19 protein-coding genes are annotated in these 19,739 nt (G+C 53.9%); 15 read left to right on the plus strand and 4 right to left on the minus strand.

The annotated features are described in order from the left end of the window. The first annotated feature begins 70 nt into the window (after window positions 1-70). From lepA to QUD59_RS11420, 10 genes are read left to right on the plus strand one after another with little or no spacing between them, the layout of a single operon-like run. The gene (lepA, locus tag QUD59_RS11375) at window positions 71-1,870 is read left to right on the plus strand and encodes a translation elongation factor 4 (protein ID WP_286237122.1); all 1,800 of its coding nucleotides are present in this window, start codon (window positions 71-73) and stop codon (window positions 1,868-1,870) included. Window positions 1,871-1,895: 25 nt separating this feature from the next. Continuing rightward, a complete protein-coding gene (gene lepB / locus QUD59_RS11380; protein ID WP_286237123.1) occupies window positions 1,896-2,708 on the plus strand; it encodes a signal peptidase I in 813 nt (270 codons plus the stop codon). 12 nt (window positions 2,709-2,720) lie between these two features. Continuing rightward, a complete protein-coding gene (locus QUD59_RS11385; protein WP_286237124.1) occupies window positions 2,721-3,098 on the plus strand; it encodes a DUF4845 domain-containing protein in 378 nt (125 codons plus the stop codon). Further along, window positions 3,095-3,775 carry a ribonuclease III gene (gene rnc, locus QUD59_RS11390; protein ID WP_286237125.1) on the plus strand — a complete coding sequence of 227 codons (681 nt, stop codon included), beginning with the start codon at window positions 3,095-3,097 and terminating at the stop codon, window positions 3,773-3,775. Before QUD59_RS11385 ends, rnc begins: the two co-directional genes overlap by 4 nt. A gap of 2 nt (window positions 3,776-3,777) precedes the next feature. After that, a complete protein-coding gene (gene era / locus QUD59_RS11395) occupies window positions 3,778-4,713 on the plus strand; it encodes a GTPase Era (protein WP_286237126.1) in 936 nt (311 codons plus the stop codon). Between the two features lie 8 nt (window positions 4,714-4,721). Continuing rightward, window positions 4,722-5,411: a DNA repair protein RecO gene (gene recO / locus QUD59_RS11400; RefSeq protein WP_286237127.1), complete on the plus strand. Its 690-nt coding sequence runs from the start codon at window positions 4,722-4,724 to the stop codon at window positions 5,409-5,411. A 13-nt stretch (window positions 5,412-5,424) separates the two neighbouring features. Next, on the plus strand, window positions 5,425-6,195 hold the full coding sequence (gene pdxJ / locus QUD59_RS11405) for a pyridoxine 5'-phosphate synthase (protein ID WP_286241025.1): 771 nt from the start codon (window positions 5,425-5,427) through the stop codon (window positions 6,193-6,195). Beyond that, on the plus strand, window positions 6,192-6,566 hold the full coding sequence (gene acpS / locus QUD59_RS11410; protein WP_286237128.1) for a holo-ACP synthase: 375 nt from the start codon (window positions 6,192-6,194) through the stop codon (window positions 6,564-6,566). Before pdxJ ends, acpS begins: the two co-directional genes overlap by 4 nt. A gap of 14 nt (window positions 6,567-6,580) precedes the next feature. Then, window positions 6,581-7,309: an SDR family NAD(P)-dependent oxidoreductase gene (locus QUD59_RS11415; protein ID WP_286237129.1), complete on the plus strand. Its 729-nt coding sequence runs from the start codon at window positions 6,581-6,583 to the stop codon at window positions 7,307-7,309. A gap of 41 nt (window positions 7,310-7,350) precedes the next feature. Then, window positions 7,351-8,199: an amidohydrolase family protein gene (locus QUD59_RS11420; protein ID WP_286237130.1), complete on the plus strand. Its 849-nt coding sequence runs from the start codon at window positions 7,351-7,353 to the stop codon at window positions 8,197-8,199. 45 nt (window positions 8,200-8,244) lie between these two features. Here QUD59_RS11420 and QUD59_RS11425 read toward each other — a convergent pair whose 3' ends face one another. From QUD59_RS11425 to QUD59_RS11440, 4 genes are all read right to left on the minus strand, one after another. Continuing rightward, on the minus strand, window positions 8,245-9,420 hold the full coding sequence (locus tag QUD59_RS11425) for a mandelate racemase/muconate lactonizing enzyme family protein (RefSeq protein ID WP_286237131.1): 1,176 nt from the start codon (window positions 9,418-9,420) through the stop codon (window positions 8,245-8,247). Between the two features lie 34 nt (window positions 9,421-9,454). Then, on the minus strand, window positions 9,455-10,222 hold the full coding sequence (locus QUD59_RS11430; protein ID WP_286237132.1) for a class II aldolase/adducin family protein: 768 nt from the start codon (window positions 10,220-10,222) through the stop codon (window positions 9,455-9,457). 254 nt (window positions 10,223-10,476) lie between these two features. Next, window positions 10,477-11,298 (minus strand): helix-turn-helix transcriptional regulator, encoded by an 822-nt coding sequence (locus tag QUD59_RS11435; protein ID WP_286237133.1) that lies wholly within the window; start codon window positions 11,296-11,298, stop codon window positions 10,477-10,479. 16 nt (window positions 11,299-11,314) lie between these two features. Continuing rightward, complete coding sequence (locus QUD59_RS11440) at window positions 11,315-11,914, minus strand: LysE family translocator (protein WP_286237134.1); 600 nt, start codon at window positions 11,912-11,914, stop codon at window positions 11,315-11,317. Window positions 11,915-12,128: 214 nt separating this feature from the next. On the opposite strand from QUD59_RS11440, the gene cysM reads away from it, so the two are divergent. From cysM to ppc, 5 genes are all read left to right on the plus strand, one after another. Continuing rightward, on the plus strand, window positions 12,129-13,022 hold the full coding sequence (cysM, locus tag QUD59_RS11445) for a cysteine synthase CysM (protein WP_286237135.1): 894 nt from the start codon (window positions 12,129-12,131) through the stop codon (window positions 13,020-13,022). Window positions 13,023-13,260: 238 nt separating this feature from the next. Further along, on the plus strand, window positions 13,261-15,525 hold the full coding sequence (gene relA / locus QUD59_RS11450) for a GTP diphosphokinase (RefSeq protein ID WP_286237136.1): 2,265 nt from the start codon (window positions 13,261-13,263) through the stop codon (window positions 15,523-15,525). An 18-nt stretch (window positions 15,526-15,543) separates the two neighbouring features. Further along, window positions 15,544-16,365 (plus strand): nucleoside triphosphate pyrophosphohydrolase, encoded by an 822-nt coding sequence (gene mazG, locus QUD59_RS11455; protein ID WP_286237137.1) that lies wholly within the window; start codon window positions 15,544-15,546, stop codon window positions 16,363-16,365. A 62-nt stretch (window positions 16,366-16,427) separates the two neighbouring features. Continuing rightward, on the plus strand, window positions 16,428-16,811 hold the full coding sequence (locus tag QUD59_RS11460; protein WP_286237138.1) for a hypothetical protein: 384 nt from the start codon (window positions 16,428-16,430) through the stop codon (window positions 16,809-16,811). Between the two features lie 115 nt (window positions 16,812-16,926). After that, window positions 16,927-19,536 carry a phosphoenolpyruvate carboxylase gene (ppc, locus tag QUD59_RS11465; protein WP_286237139.1) on the plus strand — a complete coding sequence of 870 codons (2,610 nt, stop codon included), beginning with the start codon at window positions 16,927-16,929 and terminating at the stop codon, window positions 19,534-19,536. Window positions 19,537-19,739: the final 203 nt, after the last annotated feature.

Here is a 19,739-nt window from a genome sequence, read left to right on the forward strand (position 1 = left end):
ATAGCCCGAATCCGGCAAATACTGTAAACTTTCGCCTTTTCTTCGTGCATAGAGTGACGGTAGCCAGTACGTGAGCAGCCTAGAACATATTCGTAATTTTTCCATCATTGCCCATATTGACCATGGTAAGTCGACCCTGGCGGATCGATTTATCCAGATGTGTGGTGGGCTCAGTGACCGTGAGATGGCCGCACAGGTACTGGATTCAATGGATCTGGAGCGGGAGCGTGGTATAACCATCAAGGCGCAGAGTGTGACTCTGAATTACACGGCGAAAGATGGTAATACCTACCAGTTGAACTTTATCGACACGCCGGGGCACGTTGACTTTTCCTACGAAGTTTCCCGCTCGCTGGCAGCCTGTGAAGGTGCGCTGCTGGTTGTTGATGCGGCTCAGGGGGTTGAAGCTCAGTCTGTGGCCAACTGTTATACCGCAATCGAGCAGGGGCTCGAAGTGGTACCGATCCTGAACAAGATGGATCTGCCTCAGGCGGAACCTGAGCGTGTCCGGGTTGAGATCGAAGAAGTTATCGGCATTGATGCCACTAACGCGGTGGCCTGTTCGGCGAAAAGCGGAATGGGTGTTGAGGATGTCCTCGAGCAGTTGGTGAAAGATATTCCGCCGCCGCAGGGTAATGTCGATGCGCCGCTGCAGGCACTGATCATCGATTCATGGTTTGATAACTACCTGGGCGTGGTCTCTCTGGTGAGGGTCACGGAAGGTACGCTGCGTAAGAAAGACAAAATCCTGGTTAAATCCACCGGGCAGAACTATCAGGTCGAGTCTGTGGGTATCTTTACTCCGAAACGGACGGAAACCGGGGTTCTGCATGCGGGTGAGGTTGGCTTTATTGTTGCCGGCGTTAAGGATATTCACGGTGCGCCGGTCGGTGACACCCTGACTCACCAGAAAACCCCGGATGTGGACAGCCTGCCGGGGTTCCAGAAGGTTCAGCCGCAGGTTTATTCCGGCTTGTTCCCAACCAATTCTGACGATTACCAGGATTTCCGTGAGGCGCTGGACAAGCTGACGCTGAACGATGCTTCCCTGTTCTTCGAGCCCGAGACCTCCGATGCACTGGGCTTTGGTTTCCGTTGTGGCTTCCTCGGGATGTTGCACATGGAGATTATTCAGGAGCGTCTGGAGCGTGAATACGATCTGGACCTGATCACTACTGCACCAACCGTTATCTACGAACTGGAAATGAATAATGGTGACATTATCCATATCGACAGCCCGTCAAAGCTGCCAGATCCGGGTTCGATCAATGAGATGCGTGAGCCGATCGTAGAAGCCAACATTCTGGTGCCACAGGACTATCTTGGTCAGGTTATCGGCCTCTGCGTCGAGAAGCGTGGTATCCAGAAGCAGATGAATTACGTCGGAAATCAGGTTCAGGTCAGCTATGAACTGCCGATGGCGGAAGTGGTGCTGGACTTCTTTGATCGCCTGAAGTCGGTCAGCCGGGGGTACGCTTCACTGGAGTACAACTTTGTCCGTTTTGAGCCAGCTAAGCTGGTGCGCATGGATATCCTGATTAATGGTGACAAAGTGGATGCACTGGCTGTCATACTGCATCGCGATAATGCGCAGTACCGTGGCCGTCAGCTCTGTGAAAAAATGAAAGAAGTGATCCCGCGGCAGATGTTTGATGTGGCGATTCAGGCGGCACTGGGTGGCAAAATTATCGCCCGGACCACGGTTAAAGCGCTGCGTAAAAATGTACTGGCTAAATGTTATGGCGGTGACGTCAGCCGTAAGAAAAAACTGCTGGCGAAGCAGAAAGAGGGTAAGAAGCGCATGAAGCAGGTGGGCAGCGTTGAGATCCCGCAGGATGCGTTCCTCGCCGTTTTGAAAGTTGATAGTTGAGTTCGACAGGTAAGGATCGGATTAGATGGATTTTGATTTTGCTTTAGTTCTGGTTGGGCTCACACTGGTGGCCGGACTGATCTGGTGTTACGACCGGATCGCTCTCAAACCCCGGCGCGATGAGCGTATGGCTGACGCCCTGGCGCAAACGGCCGGAGAACTGCCCGAGACCGCTCAGCAGGAGATAAATCGGGTCCCCGGCTGGGTCGACACCGGCCGTTCGATGTTCCCGGTACTGTTGGTGGTGCTGGTATTGCGCTCGTTTTTGGTTGAGCCGTTTCAGATCCCATCAGGTTCTATGCTGCCTACTCTGAAAATCGGCGATTTCATTCTGGTTAACAAATACCATTATGGTTTCCGTCTGCCGGTCCTGAACACCAAAGTCATCCCTATGAATGACCCGCAGCGCGGGGATGTGATAGTGTTCAAATATCCGAAAAACCCTACGGTTAACTATATTAAAAGGGTCGTAGGGTTACCGGGTGATCAGATTCGCTATCAGGATAAAGTGCTCTATGTGAACGGCGTGGCGCAGCCGCAGACCCTTCTGGCCCAACTGCCGCCGAACCGCCCTGAGGTTTTACTGGCTCAGGAACAGTTAGGCGGGGTGTCGCACCAGATCTACCGTGATCTGGCCCGGCCTTCAATGAATATGCAGTGGACGGTGCCGCAGGGGCACTATTTTATGGTTGGTGACAACCGTGATAACAGCAACGATAGTCGATACTGGGGTTTTGTCCCGGATGAGCTGATTGTCGGCAAAGCCTTTGCAGTCTGGATGCACTGGCAGAGCTTCTTCAGTCTTCCATCCTTCAGTGATGTTCGCGTGATTGAGTAATGGAGATTACACATGAGATCAACTCGTAAGCAGCAGGCTGGTGCGTCATTTTGGCTGATTCTGTTTTTTCTGGTGGTAGGTGGCGTAGCCTTTTCCATCGGTATGAAACTCTATCCGGCCTATACGGACTATGCGACCGTGGACTCGGTATTGAGTGATATGATCAACAGCCCCGAGGAGCTGAGTAGCGGGCCGATTCTGATGAAAAAACACTTTGTTAAACGAATGACCATTAACCAAGTTCGTTTACCTGAACAGGATTCGGTTACTTTCTCCCAGAAAGAAGGCATGATCCGGATCTCCCTCGAATATGACGTGCGTATCCCGATGTATAAGAATGTGGATGCGCTGGTTTCATTCAAAAATGAATACGAAGCAAAAGCACCTTGATCAAACCAGTATCTGAACTTGCCCGCCGAATCGGCCACGAATTTTCCGATGAGTCTCTGTTTGAATTAGCGCTGACTCATCGCAGTTGCGGCAAAAAAAATAATGAACGACTGGAGTTCCTTGGCGACTCCATTCTCAACTTTGTTATCGCCGACGACCTCTATAAACGGTTCCCTAAAGCGAAAGAGGGTGAGCTGAGTCGTCTGCGCGCACGTATGGTCAAGGGGGTCACGCTCTCTGAGGTGGCCCGCGAACTGGGTCTGGGTGATTACCTGCGACTCGGCAGTGGCGAACTGAAGAGCGGCGGTTACCGGCGTGATTCTATTCTTGCTGATGCCGTGGAAGCGATTATTGGTGCGATCTATCTGGACACCGATATGGAAACCGCCCGCGGATTTATTCTGCGATGGTTTGATCAGCGTCTGGTGGGTCTGGATCTGAATGAAACCCTGAAAGATTCCAAAACCCGGCTGCAGGAGTTCCTGCAATCGCGGCGCCGGGCGTTGCCGGAGTATGCGCTGGCAAAAGTTGAAGGTGAGGCTCATGCTCAGACATTTTATATCGATTGTCGGGTAGAGGGACTCAGCTCGTTAGTACAGGGCGAAGGCAGCAGCCGTCGCCAGGCAGAGCAGGAAGCGGCCAAGAAGGCCCTGATTGCACTTCAGGTGGAGAAATAAAAATGGCTGAAGATCTTATGCACCTGCTTGAACCGCAGAATCCTGATCAGCGTTGTGGCTTTGTGGCCATTGTAGGGCGCCCGAATGTCGGCAAGTCGACGCTGATGAACCATATACTCGGTCAGAAACTGAGTATTACCTCGCGCAAACCGCAGACCACGCGCCATCAGGTAATGGGAATAAAGACCGAAGGTGATCTGCAGGTGATCTATGTGGATACCCCGGGGTTACACAAAGATGACGGTAAAAAGGCGCTGAACCGCTATATGAACAAAGCCGCTTCCGATGCCCTGCGGGATGTCGATCTGGTGGTGTTTATTGTGGACCGTACCGCCTGGACTGAAGAGGACCAGATGGTTCTGGATAAGGTCAAACATGTGCGTTGCCCGGTAATCCTGGCGGTTAACAAAGTGGATATGCTGAAAGACAAAAAGGCACTGCTTCCTCAGATGCAGACCCATGCCGCGCGTCTGGATTTCGCAGAGATGATCCCGTTGTCGGCCAAGCATGGCCATAATATTGAACAACTGGAAGAGGTGATTGCCAAGTATATTCCTAAGGGAATGCACCACTTCCCCGAAGATCAGCTAACCGATAAAAGCTCACGCTTTATGGCAGCAGAGATGGTGCGTGAAAAGCTGATGCGCAATCTGGGCGATGAAGTGCCTTACGGTACCACCGTCGAGATCGAAGAGTTTAAGGAAGACAGTAAAGGCATTTTGCATATCAGTGCCTTGATTCTGGTTGAACGTGATGGCCAGAAACGTATTGTGATTGGCGACAAAGGCGACCGGATCAAAACCATCGGTCGCGATGCCCGTCTTGATATGCAGCGGATGTTTGACAGCAAAGTCATGCTCAACCTCTGGGTTAAAGTTCGCCGTGGCTGGGCGGATGATGAGCGTGCGCTGCGCAGTCTGGGTTATAACGACAACTAAACCTTCGCATGTCAGTGACCGATCAGCAGGCTGCTTATGTACTGCACAGCCGCCCCTACCGGGACACCAGCCTGCTGGTTGATTTCTTTACCCTTGAACAGGGGCGGGTACCCGCCGTGGTTCAGGGGGCCCGACGCCCTAATTCCAAATTGCGTGCCAGCGTTCAGTCGTTTGTCCCGGTACAGATTAGCTGGCGCGGTCGCAATGAACTGAAAACCATTATCCAGGCCGAACCGGCTGCAGCGATGATGTTCCTCAAGGGCAATGGTCTGCTCTGTGGTCTTTATGTCAACGAGCTTCTGCAGCGTCTGCTGCAGCCGTTTGATGCCCATCCCCGGCTCTATGTTTACTATCAGTATGTGCTTAATGAACTGGTCTCCGGGGAAGATATTGAGGGCGCCCTGCGTACCTTTGAGCATCGCCTTCTGGATGAGCTGGGTTACCTGCCTGAGTTGAATCAGGCTGAGCCGGATGGCATCTACCTGCTGCAGCCTGAAGAGGGATTTATCCCCCTGAGTCAGCCGTCTCAACAGCAGAAAGCTTACTGTTTTTATGGCTGGCAACTGTCGGCCATTGCAGCAGATGATTATACTGAGATCCAGACCCGACGCGCGGCTAAGCGGCTGATGCGTCTGATGATTGATCATGTGCTGGGGCACAAACCACTGCGCAGCCGTGAGCTGTTTCAGAAAATGTAAGGAGCATAAGGTGATAGAACCCTCCCGTCTCTTATTAGGTGTCAATATTGACCACGTGGCGACCATTCGTCAGGCCCGGGGTACGCGTTACCCGGATACCGTCCAGGCGGCAGCGCTGGCGGAAGAGGCCGGTGCTGATGGCATCACCATTCACCTCCGCGAAGACCGCCGGCATATTCAGGATCGGGATGTCTATCTGCTGAAAGAGACCCTGCAAACCCGGATGAACTTCGAGATGGCGGTGACAGATGAGATGATCGCTATTGCCGAAGATGTTAAACCGGCGCACTGCTGTCTGGTTCCGGAAAAACGTGAAGAGCTGACCACCGAAGGCGGCCTTGATGTTGCGGGTCAGGAATCGCGGATTGCGGATGCCTGCGCACGTCTGTCTGGGGCTGGCATCGAGGTGTCACTGTTTATTGATCCGGAGATCAGCCAGATCGATGCGACGATTCGTTGCGGCGCGCCGGTGATCGAGCTGCATACCGGGGCTTATGCTGAAGCAGAAACCTCCGCTGAACAGGCGGCTGAACTGGCGCGTATCCGTGAAGCAGCGGCTTACGCTTACCAGAAAGGCCTGATTGTGAATGCGGGTCATGGCCTGCACTATCATAACGTTGAACAGATTGCTGAGATCCCGGAGATGAATGAGCTGAACATTGGCCATGGTATTATCGCCCGGGCGCTCTTTGTCGGCCTGAAAGAAGCGGTATCTGAGATGAAACAGCAGATGCTGCAAACTCAGGCGCGGGTTCAGCCATTACGTGATGCGCTGAAAAAATGATTGTCGGGGTTGGCACTGATATCCTTCAGATCAGTCGTATGCAGCGTTCTCTGCAACGCACGCCGGGTCTGTTAAAACGGATTCTGACGCCAGCCGAACAGTTACAGTGCTCCCGCTCAGCCCGTCCTTATCTGTTTCTTGCCAAGCGCTTTTGTGCCAAGGAAGCGATTGCGAAAGCGCTGGGTACCGGCATTGGCCGCGGTGTTAGCTGGCAGCACCTGCAGATAGATAAAGACGCGAACGGACGTCCACTGGTTCTGCTCAGCGAAGGGGCTGAACAGCGTGCAGCCGAATTAGGTATCAGCCGGATTCAACTCAGCTACAGTGATGAGCGGGAGTATGTCGTTGCTTTTGCCATCGCTGAATCCTGACGGAAAAATTAACTATGAATAAAGTCTGCATTGTCACCGGCGGTTCTGCGGGAATAGGCGCAGCCGTTGTCGAACGACTCCTGCGCGAAGGTTATCAGGTGTTCAATTTTGATCTCGCACCGTCCGGTGAGGGTGAATTTGTTGCCTGTGATATGGCTGATCGTGGTCAGGTGGAGCAGGCCGTTGCAGAGGTCGTGCAACGCTGTGGCCGGATCGATGCGGTGGTGTCTAATGCAGGTATACATTTTTCAGGTACGCTTGAAAACACGACTGAAGCGGATCTGGATCGTGTGTTCTCGATCAATGTGAAAGGCGCATACTACCTGTTGCAGGCAACACTGCCTACGATGCGGGCGCAACGCAGTGGTTCCGTGGTGCTGCTCGGATCAGACCAATCGCTGATCGGCAAGAGCAACTCCTTTGCATATAATCTGAGCAAAGCCGCGCTGGCCTCAATGGCGCGAACCACTGCGCTGGATTATGCCGAATATGGTATTCGCGCCAACGCTGTTTGCCCCGGCACAATCGAGACCCCTCTGTACCATCAGGCGGTACAGCGATACTGCGATCGTAGTGGTGCAGATAAGGCTGAGGTGGATCGTGAAGAGGCTGCGTTGCAGCCGCTGGGCCGTCTCGGCCAGCCGGAAGAGGTCGCTGCGCTGATTGCCCTGCTGGTGGGGGATGAAGCCCGCTTCATCACCGGTAGTCTGCAGGTGATTGATGGCGGTTACACCGCCCGCTAGCAATAAGCAGGGAGCACACCCGCCGGGACAGGGAGCCGTTAATGAAGCGAATCATCGATCCTCATATCCATCTGTTTAATCTGGAAAGCGGGGATTACCAGTGGCTGCAAGCCGGCACAGGGCCTGACTGGCCCGACAAAGTTAACATCCGCCGTTCCTTTCATGAATCTGATCTGCAGCCTGGCGCCGGACATGAGCTGGCTGGCTTTGTTCATATCGAAGCGGGTTTCGATAACCTTAAGCCCTGGCGCGAGCTGGCCTGGCTGGAGCAACATTGCACCTTGCCCTATCGTTCGGTTGCTTTTGCGGCGCTGAACTCTGCGGTTTTTCCACAGCAGTTGCAGCAATTGCAAAGGTACCGTTCTCTGGTCGGCATTCGCTTTATTCTGGATGAGCGCGCGGCCCGCTTGTTAGGTCAGCCTCTGTTTCAACAAAACCTTGCCCTGCTGGCAAAACAGGGGCTGCTGTTTGAAGCCCAGTTATCCCTTTCTGATCAGGAGGGAGTTAACCTGTTAATAGAGCAGATGCAGGCTAACCCCGCTCTTAGTGTGGTGATCAACCATGGTGGATTCCCCCGTCAGCCTGATCAGACGTGGATGACCTCGGTGACCCGGCTTGGTCAGCAGCCGTCATGCAGCATCAAATGTTCTGGCTGGGAGATGTTTGATCGTCACTGGAATCTGGATCAGGTCAGGCCGATGATCAGTTATGCCGTGCGTGAATTTGGCTTGAGCCGGGTCATGCTGGCGAGTAACTTCCCGGTGTCCGAATTAGGCTGCAGCTATGCTGAACTCTGGCGTCGCTATATAGATGAGATGCCCTGGCAGGGGTTTGAGCGGGAGATGCTTTGCTACGACAATGCGCGGCGTATCTATCAGCTCGACCTGTGAAATAAAAAAGGCCCGTCAGGGCCTTTTTACAGCGTAGGTATTCGATTATTTCACTTCGATGCGCGGAGAACGCATCACCACCTCATCGTTCAGCTCGATACCGATACCCGGTGCGTCAGGTGCCTGGAAGAAACCATCCACTGGCTGCGGGTCCTGAATACAAAGCTCACGATTCCACTTTTTGATCGCGTAAGTGTGATGTTCATGAATCAGGAAGTTCGGGATAGCGGTTTCCAGATGCAAAGATGCGGCAGTGGCAACCGGGCCCCCGCAGACGTGAGCCTGAATGCGCACGTCATAGATATCCGCGTAGTCACATACCTTCTTGGTTTCGGTAAAGCCGCCACAGAGGCCAATATCCGGTTGCAGCACGTCGAGGCTCTGGTCTTCAAGGTAAGGTCGCACACCCCAGCGGTTGTAGAGACGTTCACCACCGGCGATCGGTACATTCACCTTATCAGCCACCCGCTTATGCAGCTCGGAGTTCAGGTAGTTAACCGGCTCTTCAAAGTACATGCAGCGGGCTTCTTCCACCAGTTCACCTAACTGAATCGCAGTGGATGCACCCGGCAGGCTGTGACACTCGAAGATAATATCCACGTCGTCACCTACCGCATCGCGGATCGCCATCAGGCGACTGCGGAACAGCTTCATCTCCTGATTGGTGAACAGCTTAGTACGGTCAAAGTGCGTTTCACCTTTGGCGTCATACATAATCGGGTCAACCTTAACGGCATCATAGCCATCAGCGATCGCCTTCTCAGCCGCGCGGGCATACTCCTCGGGTTCAATCAGTTTGGAAAACTCCTCATCCCAGTCGAACTGCAACTGGCTGGCGTAAGTTCGCAGCTTGTCGTTGACCTTACCGCCCAGCAACTGGTAAACCGGAACACCCAGTGCTTTGCCCTTGATATCCCAGAGTGCGGTGTCGATGGCGCTCATGGCCGCGTAGATGATCGGACCGCCGCCCAGCCCCCAGAAACTGCCGCGCAGCATCAGGTTCCACAGGTCTTCCGTCTGGAACGGGTCACGCCCGATCAGCATCTCCTCGGCAAACTCTTTGATCATGTTAGCCGCAGCACTGTGACCCAGATCATAAGCCAGACCCGCTTCACCCACACCGCTGATCCCCTCATCGGTATGAATCCGGACAAAAACCGGATTCCAGACCGGGCGATCCGGGCAGTGGATATCAAAAATCTCTACACGATTAATTTTCATGATTAAACCTTATTTATCTTCAAGTTGCGGGCGATTAGCGGGCAAATCCCGGGTCCAGACGGTAAGCTCGACGCAGCATTGCAGGCCAGGATTTCTGACCACCGGTTGAGCCGGAGTGAACCACATTGGCCTGCCTGAATATACCTTCAACGATCTCATCTGCAACTGGAATCGCTTCCTGACCGGTAGACTGAATCAGCAACTGGATCTCGCAGGCCCGCTGCAGATCATACATCCGCATAAAGGCGTCGCCCACGGTCGGGCCAACGGTCAGGGCGCCATGGTTAGGCAGCAGCAGGTGGTTGTGTGTGCCGAGATCCTGCTTCAGACGTAGTTTCTCATCCTGATTGACCGCCAGTCCTTCGTAGCCGTGTGTGCCCAGAGAGGAGAGGGAGAAACAGGAGTATTGTGACAGTGGCAGAAGACCTTCTTTCAGGGTCGAAACGGCAATGGTTTCGTTGGTATGCAGATGCATCACACAGTGAGCATCATCACGTACTTCGTGAACCGCGCTGTGAATCGTAAAGCCGGCCGGATTGATATCGAAGGGGGTATCGTCCTGAATATTACCCTGCAGGTCGACTTTAACCAGATTGGAAGCGGTGACCTCATCAAAACTCAGACCAAAAGCGTTCACCAGATAAAATTCAGTACCCGGAACTTTGGCAGAAATGTGGGTGTAGATCAGGTCTCCCCAGCCCAGGTCTTCAGCCAGACGGTAACAGGCGGCCAGATCCAGACGGGCCTGCCACTCCTCGGCAGAAACTTTGTCTTTCAGATCAAGTTGAGGAAGTTCGAACATAGCATGTCCCCGCTTACTGATAGGTTTTGGAAAAGCCGGAATTATACAGCGAAAAGCGGTTTAAAGTCTGACCTGAAATCAAAACGCAGACAGGCAGCGGATCTTTACTTTCTATTAAATGCAGGTAATAATGATTCGCATTAACTCAATTGCGACTGGATCTGAAGATGAGCCGATCAACTCTGGAATTCCCGCTGGCTGTTCTGATTGCCGCTGTCCTGCTGGGCATGATGTTACTGCTCTGAAAGGGCGACTTAGCCCTGAAAGAACGATTGATACTGTTTCGGGGTGATTGCCACCCGCTTTTTGAAGTTACGCTGAAAATGGCTCTGATCCGCAAAACCCAGTAACTGGGCGGTATTGGCCAGAGTCTCCCCGCTCTGTAACAGCGTCCGGGCCTTTTTGATTCGCTGATCCAGTTGGTAAGCATGAGGGGTCTGACCGTAATGGTCTTTAAAACTGCGGATCAGGTGATAACGGCTTAATCCGCTTTCGGCACTGAAATCATCCAGAGACCAGTTACTTTCCAGTTGATCCATAATCAACGACCTGACCCGCTGGATATGAAAATTATCCAGTTTTTCGTCGGGACGCCGTGCGCAATAGCCGCGGGCAAACCGGGCATGGAGAAAATTAATCAAAGCCGTCTCTGCGGCCAGTTTTTCCTCGGCTTGCAGCAACAACGGGTAAAGCTGATTAAACCCGGCAAAACTCTGGCTGTCCTGATTGTACAGGGTGGGAAAAGGCAGGTAGTCACTGCCCCCTGTTTTGAAAAATTCGTTCTGTAGTTCTCCGACCCACGCGGTATCTACAAACAGCATCCGGTAGGACCAGGCACCCGCATCCGGATTGCAGGAGTGGGCGTCACCCGGATTGATCGTCACCGTGGTCCCCCGCTGAATCCGGTGAACCTGCTGTTGATTGCGGTAGTCGGCACTGCCGGTGTCGATCACGCCAAAAGAGAACTCATCGTGGGAGTGCGTGTGGTAGCAGGCTGCAGAACGATTGGCCGCACGCAGCTCAACAAAAGGCAGCGCTTCGCTGCGGGTCAGAAAGTGGGTCGGGTCCTGATGCATGGTGTTGGCTCCCGGATTAATGCAGCACGATGGGCAGCACCGTCAGGCTGAGCAGCACTCCCATGAAGCGGTTGAAACTGCGTTGTCTTTCGGGCTGTCGCAGAAAACCGCGGATCAGATGACCGGTGGCTGCCCAGGTGGCGACACCGATAAAGCATAATACAAAAGAGATCAGGCAGAAGGCCAGCAAATAAAACTGTGCATCGTTCTGGCTGAGGACCAATACGCTGACCCCGGACATGGAGACCAGCCAGGCTTTTGGATTCAGGCCCTGACTCAGCGCACCGTGGACAAATCCGGGTGCGGCAGCCTGTTCCTCATGCTGCTCAGTGGTTATCTCAGCAGTGGCAATCTTGTAGGCCATGTAAAGTAAAAATGCACTGCCGGGGTACTTCAGCAGGTCGGTCAGGCTGGGGAGGTCGGCGAGGATCTGATTCAGTCCGGCACCCACGGTAAATACAATCAGGGTGTAACTGACGGTGGCACCGAGCACATGGGGCAGTGTGCGGAGAAAACCGTAACTGGCCCCGGCGCTGGTGGCGATAATATTCACCGGTCCCGGCGTAATCGCCCCGACCAGGGCAAACAGACACATAGAGCCTAAAACGGTCAGCATAATTAATCTCCTGATAACAACAGGCGTTAACTATGCCGACTCTGAGGCGAAGGGTATTGAACAAAATTGCGCTGCGCTGAATCGACCGACCGCGATTTCGATTTCTTGTGCTTTAGTTGAACCATCGGTAAAATTCCGAGTCCTTTAATAGGGTATAAAAGCTGCGTTTCTTATAGCTTATGGTTTTAACTCCCTCCCAAATGGTGATTAACGTATGAGTGTTCAGTTTCCAACGATTGAAGATTATGTTGGCAAAACCCCGTTGGTGCGTCTGCAAAGAATCGGACAGGGTAATGGCAATGTGATTTTGTGTAAGCTGGAGGGTAATAATCCGGCAGGTTCGGTAAAGGACCGTCCGGCACTGAGTATGATTCAGCGCGCTGAAGAGCGTGGTCAGATCAAACCGGGCGATACTCTGATCGAAGCGACCTCTGGGAATACCGGCATTGCGCTGGCGATGGCTGCGGCAATCAAGGGCTATAAAATGAAGCTGATTATGCCGGATAACAGCAGTGCGGAACGCAAAGCGTCTATGACGGCCTATGGCGCCGAGCTGATTCCGGTGACCAAAGAGCAGGGGATGGAAGGTGCCCGTGACCTGGCACTGGAGATGCAGGCCCGGGGAGAGGGGATTGTGCTGGATCAATTCTCTAATCTGGATAATCCCGAAGCGCATTATCGCGGAACCGGCCCGGAAATCTGGGAGCAGACGGCCGGTCAGGTGACCCACTTCGTCAGTTCTATGGGCACTACTGGCACGATCATGGGAACGTCGCGTTACCTGAAAGAGCAGAACCCGGAAGTGCAGATCGTCGGGCTGCAGCCAAGTGAAGGTGCCCAGATTCCGGGTATTCGTCGCTGGCCGCAGGAGTATCTGCCGAAAATTTTTGATGAAAAGCGGGTCGATCAGGTACTGGATATCACACAGGATGAAGCCGAAAACACCATGCGTGCTCTGGCGCAGAAAGAGGGTATTTTCTGCGGCGTTTCTTCCGGCGGAGCGGTCGCGGGGGCTTTGCGGCTGGCGGAACAGGTAGAGAATGCTGTGATTGTCTGCATTATCTGTGACCGGGGTGATCGTTATCTTTCTACCGGGGTCTTTAATTAGCCTGTGTTGAGCCGTAAAAGAAGCCCCTCCGGGGCTTTTTTTGTATGCAGATCAGGTGGTGCTCAGTTTATTCCGATTCAGATTCGCGCTTTGAGCCCTGAAAGCATAGAATATGGCGCCGCAGAGGTCGCTAAATTAGCGTTGCTTGAAAACGGATATCGGGCTTGTACCTCTGTAACCCATAAGAATAAGAAAGACCGGCGGCATCAAGTTTTAATTTCTGGGAGCGGTACAACACATGGTTAAGGTTCGTCAGGATCAGCCCATCCGTGATGATGGGTCAGTCGATCTCGATTTATGGTTAGAGCATCTGCAGGATCTGACCGAAATTCCCGATGTGGAAGAGATCAGACGAGCCTGCGTAATGGCGAAACAGGCTCAGGATAATCCCGAAGAGACTGATGATGTCTGGACCGACAGTAACCAGAGCAGCTTTCGCACGGGCCTTGAGATGGCTCAGATTCTTGCCGACCTGCATCAGGATCAGGAAACCCTGATCGCAGCCATCCTCTACCGTGCGGTTCGTGAACGAAAATTGCCGATTGAACGGGTGCGAAAACAGTTCAGTAAAGATATCGCTCAGTTGATCATGGGCGTTCTGCAGATGGCGGCGATCGGCAGCCGCAAAAACCCGCGTATTGATGACAGTGTTCTGGGTAGTGAAACCACCCAGATGGATAATATCCGTAAGATGCTGGTGGCTATGATCGATGATGTCCGTGTGGCACTGATCAAAATAGCCGAGCGTACCTGTGCAATCAGAGCGGTGAAAGATGGCAGCCGTCGTAAGCGTTATCTGGTGGCCCGTGAAGTCTTCGACATCTACGCGCCACTGGCTCATCGGCTGGGCATCGGCCATATCAAATGGGAGCTTGAAGATCTCTCTTTCCGTTACCTGAAACCCAACGATTACAAACATATTGCCAAGCTGCTGGACGAGAAACGCCTCGACCGGCAGAGCTATATCGATCAGGTGGTTCAGCGTCTGGAAGAGGAACTGGCGCGGGTGGATATCGAAGGTGAGGTCAATGGCCGCGCCAAACATATCTACAGTATCTGGCGCAAAATGCAGCGCAAGAATATTGAATTCAGTCAGGTCTATGACGTACGTGCGGTGCGTATTCTGGTACCTCACAGCCGTGACTGTTATGCGGTGTTGGGTATCGTCCACGGTCTGTGGCGGAATATTCCGCATGAGTTCGATGACTATGTCGCCTCACCAAAACCCAACGGTTACCGCTCGCTGCATACCGCGGTGTTTGGCCCTGAGGGCAAAGTGCTGGAGATCCAGATCCGTACCTTCGATATGCATGAGGAGGCGGAACTCGGGGTTTGTGCCCATCATCTGTATAAAGGCACCGATACCAAATCCAAAAGCGATGCTTACGAAGACAAGATTGCCTGGTTACGTCAGGTGCTTGAATGGCACGATGATCTCGGCGAGAGCGAAGGTTTTGGCGATATGTTGCGTGGCGATGTGGCGCAGGACAGGCTCTACATCTTTACCCCGGATGGTCATGTCATTGATATGCCGAAAGGCGCCACCCCGGTTGATTTTGCTTACCGGGTGCATACCGAGATCGGGCATCGCTGCCGGGGGGCCAAAATTAATGGCCGTATCGTACCGCTGAACCGGCGTTTACAGACCGGTGATCAGGTCGAAATCATGACCGGCAACGAAGAGCGGCCGCGGCGGGACTGGCTCAACACCAACCTGGGATTTGTCACCACCGCCCGGGCCCGGGCCAAAGTCGCGCACTGGTTTAAGCTTCAGGCCAAAGAACAGAATGCCGATGCCGGTCGGGGCATTATCGTCAAAGAGTTTAAACGTCTGGCGATTGATCTGGATGAGCTGGATTTCGACAAGATCAGCGCCGAGGTTAATTACAAAACCATCGAAGATATGTACGCCGCGCTCGGTGCCGGTGATCTGCGCCTGTCGCAGATCATCAATGCGGCTCAGCGTCAGGTACTGCAGGAACCCGAAGAGCAGCTCGACCTTGAGTTCCAGTCCTCAGGCTCTTCCGCGGAATCGAAAGCGGAAGGGGTGCGTATTCGTGGCGTAGGTAACCTGCTGACGACCATGGCGGCCTGCTGTAAACCGGTACTGGGTGACCCGATTGCCGGCTATATAACGCAGGGCCGTGGCATTTCGGTACACCGTGAAGACTGCATCAATATGATTCAGCTACAGGAGAAAGAGCCTGAGCGGGTGATCGAAGTTGACTGGGGCGAAGCCGGCGAAACTACCTACCCTGTGGATATCTACATCGAGGCGTTTGACCGATCCGGTCTGCTGCGCGATGTGATGCTGGTGATGGCGGCGGAAGATCTGAATATTATTGCGGCACACTCGCTGTCTGATAAAAATGAGAATATTGCACGCCTGACCCTGACGGTGGAAATTTCCAGTCTGGATCTGCTGGGGCGGATTATGGACAAGATCAATCAGGTGCCGAATGTGATGGAAGTTCATCGTCAGCGTAGTGGCGTGAGCCTGTAAACAGTACAGGGAGAGATCATGTCAGAATACAGTGTTAACGATCTGCTCTACCTGATGTCGCGCCTGCGTGATCCTGAATTGGGGTGCCCCTGGGATCAGAAGCAGGACTTCGCCAGCATCGTGCCGCACACCATCGAAGAAGCCTATGAGGTGGCCGATACTATTGCCCGCGAAGACTGGCAGCATCTGAATGATGAGCTGGGGGATCTGCTGTTTCAGGTGATCTTCTACGCACAGATGGGGCAGGAGCAGGCGCGCTTTGATTTCTCAACGATTGTTTCCAATCTGGTTAGCAAGCTGATCCGTCGACACCCGCATGTTTTCCCTGAGGGTACACTGGAATCGAAACGCAGTGCTGCAGAGGTCAGTGAAGCAGAGATCAAGCGCAACTGGGAACGGATCAAACAGCAGGAACGAGAAGCTAAAGGCCTTGAAGAGCAGCCGACCCGGGTGCTGGACGATATTCCGCGCACGTTGCCTGCCCTGTCACGGGCCGCAAAACTGCAAAAGCGGGCAGCCTCAGTCGGTTTTGACTGGGATCAGGCTGATCAGGTTCTGGATAAGATCGAAGAGGAACTGGCAGAACTGCGTCAGGCGATCCGTGAGGGTGACCGTGCGGCAGTAGCGGATGAGATGGGCGATATGATCTTCGCTCAGGTCAATCTGGCGCGCCATCTGGGCGTTGACCCAGAGGAAGCGGTGCGCGGTACCAACCAGAAGTTTGAACGCCGTTTCGGTTACGTAGAAGAGCAGGTAACCGCATCGGGAAGGGAGTGGCAGAGCTTTACCCTGGCGGAGCTGGATCAGTTCTGGGATCAGGCCAAGGCGCTGGGGCTTTGATGAACAGTACGCTGAGGCGAACAACACGCTGAGGCTATGAATAAAGAGACGCTGAGGCTCGGATGAAAAAAAAGCTGCTGTTCGCCGGTGCGGTGTTACTGATGCTGGGTCTGAGCCTGTGGAACTGGCAACAGACCAGCGTACAGAAAGCGATGCTTAGTCAGAGCGGGTTTGTTGTCAGCCATGACCTGAAAGGCTCTCCGCAGTTGCTGCTGGATCATAGCGCGCGAAGAGTCGCGGTCATTGCCATCGGCGACACCCGGGAATACGACTATGCTCAGATCAGGCAGGTGCGCTATGAATTTGATTTCAGCGCCAGTGGTGAAGTCAATCATCGTCTGGAGATAGACCTGCAAAATGCACCTTCGGCGCGGGAAACGATCCTTTATCCGGGCGACTTTGAGGCAGAAGCCGCACTGAAACAACTGCTGGAGCTGGCCCGGTAGTCCGCCTTAATTCTCTGTTACACCTCTATTAATCCCCTGATTCGCCAGTATTTTTCTTCCTCCGTATGGGGTAGCATCGAAAACAGTGATGCGAAGTTTTCGTCTGGAGGGATATATGACCGATCTGCATGAAGCTTTACGTGATGATGTACGTATGCTCGGTGCAAGCCTGGGGGAAACCATAAAATCAGACCTTGGTGAGGGCTTTCTCGACAAGATTGAGCTGGTCAGACAACTGGCCAAAAAAGGCCGGACCGATGAACAGCCGGAGCATGAGCAACTGCTCCAGGCTCTGCGGGAACTGAGTGAAGATGATGTGCTGCCGCTGGCGCGGGCTTTCAATCAGTTTCTGAATCTGGCAAATATTGCCGAAGAGCACCATCGGGTTCGTCGCCAGCGCGAAGAGATGGATGTCTGCACCGCCGATTCCATCTGCACATTGTTTGCCCAGTTGCGGAAAAAGGGTTTTTCACCGCAGCAGGTAGCGGAAGCGTTGAGCAAAACGCGGATCGATCTGGTCCTGACCGCACACCCTACCGAAGTTAACCGCCGTACCCTGATCCAGAAATACGATGATATTACCCAGTGCCTTCAGCTTAAGGACCGGGGAGACCCGGATGCGGGACATCGACTGGATGAGCTGATCAGCCAGATCTGGCACACCGACGAGATTCGAAAACAGCGCCCGACACCGGTGGATGAAGCCAAATGGGGCTTTGCCGTAATTGAAAACTCACTCTGGACTGCGGTACCCAAATTTCTGCGCCGGCTGGATGCGCAACTGAATGAGACTCTCGGGGAGCGATTACCTCTGGAATGCTCACCGATTCGCTTTGCCTCCTGGATGGGCGGCGACCGGGATGGCAACCCGAATGTCACCGCGCAGGTCACAGAAGAGGTACTCCTGCTCTCCCGCTGGATGGCGGCAGATCTCTATCTGAGTGATGTGGATGCCCTGCGAGCAGAGCTCTCCATGCATCAGGCCAGTAAAGAGTTGCGCGAACGCGTGGGTGAAGGCGCAGAGCCTTATCGGAAGTTACTGGGAGAGGTCAGAGAGCGGCTCGAAGCCACCAAGCTCTGGGTGGAAAATCAACTGGATGGACAGCCCGGAGATAGCCTCGCCGTTTACCTCAATGACGAAGAGTTGCTGGAACCGCTGCTGCTCTGTCATCGTTCATTACAGCAGTGCGGGATGGAGATCATCGCCGAGAGCGCGCTGGAAGATATTATTCGTCGTATTGCCTGCTTTGGCCTGACACTGGTCAAGCTGGATATACGCCAGAGTTCCGATCGGCATGCTGCGGTCTTTGAGGAACTGTCCCAGTTCTACGGGCTTGGCTCCTACAACGGCTGGAGTGAAGAGGGGCGTCAGAGCTTTCTGCTTAAAGAGCTGCAAAGCCGCCGGCCTCTGCTGCCAAACGACTGGCAACCCTCTGCTGAAGTGCAGGAAGTTATTGATACCTGCCGTGTAGTGGCGAATGCTGAGCAGTCAGCGCTGGGTTCCTATGTCATCTCTATGGCCAGTCAGCCTTCGGATGTGCTGGCGGTGATTCTGCTCCTGCGGGAGATGGGAATTGGCCACAACATGCGTGTAGTGCCTCTGTTTGAGACGCTGAGTGATCTGGATAACGCCCGTGACTGTATTAACGCGCTGCTCAGCGTCGACTGGTACAAGGCGTATACCGGAGGTCATCAGGAGGTGATGATCGGTTATTCAGATTCCTCCAAGGATGCCGGTCAGCTAGCGGCGGCGTGGGGGCAGTTCAAGGCACAGGAGAGCCTGACACAACTCTGTCGTGATCATGGCGTGCACCTGACGCTGTTTCATGGCCGGGGCGGCACCGTGGGTCGTGGGGGCGGTCCGAGCCATACTGCGATTCTGGCCCAGCCGCCCGGGTCGGTGGATCACAGTCTGCGTCTGACCGAGCAGGGCGAGATGATCCGCTTTAAGTACGGTATTCCTGATCTGGCGGTGCGGAATCTTGAGCTGTGTACCGGCGCTGTGCTTCAAGCCACGCTGGACCCGGCGCCGGGCCCGGAAACCTCATGGCGACAGCAGATCGAGAGTATGGCCCAGTGTGGCCTGCGCGAGTATCGTGCCATTGTCCGTGAAGATCCGATGTTTGTGCCTTACTTCCGTGCGGCGACACCCGAGCAGGAGCTGGCTAAGCTGCCACTGGGTTCCCGACCGGCAAAAAGGCGTCAGGATGGTGGGGTCGAAAGCCTCCGCGCGATTCCGTGGATCTTTGCCTGGACCCAGATTCGCCTGATGTTACCTGCCTGGCTGGGCACGGACAAAGCACTGGCCGAGGCCATGGAGGAGCGCAGCGCAGGACTGGTGCGGCAGATGTATCAGCAGTGGCCGTTTTTCCGTGCCACCATCGATATGCTGGAGATGGTGCTGGCAAAGAGCGATCGTAACCTGTCGGCCTACTACGATGAGCGCCTGGTCTCTCAGGAACTGCGTATACTGGGCTCCAGTCTGCGCAGTCGTCTGGGGGATATTATCCAGCTCATTAATGAGGTGAAGCAGCAGGAGGGATTGTTGCAGGAAAGCCCGGTGATTCGTCAGTCCATAGATGTGCGTAACCCCTACATCGATCCCCTGCATTTCCTTCAGGCGGAACTGCTGAACCGGGATCGTAATCAGCCGGATCAGCGTCTCGAACAGGCGTTGATGGTGACCATGGCCGGTATTTCGGCGGGTCTTCGCAACACCGGTTAGGCCAACGGCGGTCTGGTCAGTTAGCGTTTAAAAGCGACTGAAATTGCCCATTTACTCCAGTAAAACGGGCTTTTTCGTCGCTTTTTACCTTATCCGGACTTCCTTCATAAGGTTTTTGCCCAACGGCTGAAAAACCAGCCGGCGCGCTGCATAGTGCAACGCAACAATCAATACTTGAATTATTGTTACGAGATGACGTAGTC

The sequence above is a fragment of the Neptuniibacter halophilus genome (assembly GCF_030295765.1).
GTDB lineage: Bacteria > Pseudomonadota > Gammaproteobacteria > Pseudomonadales > Balneatricaceae > Neptuniibacter > Neptuniibacter halophilus.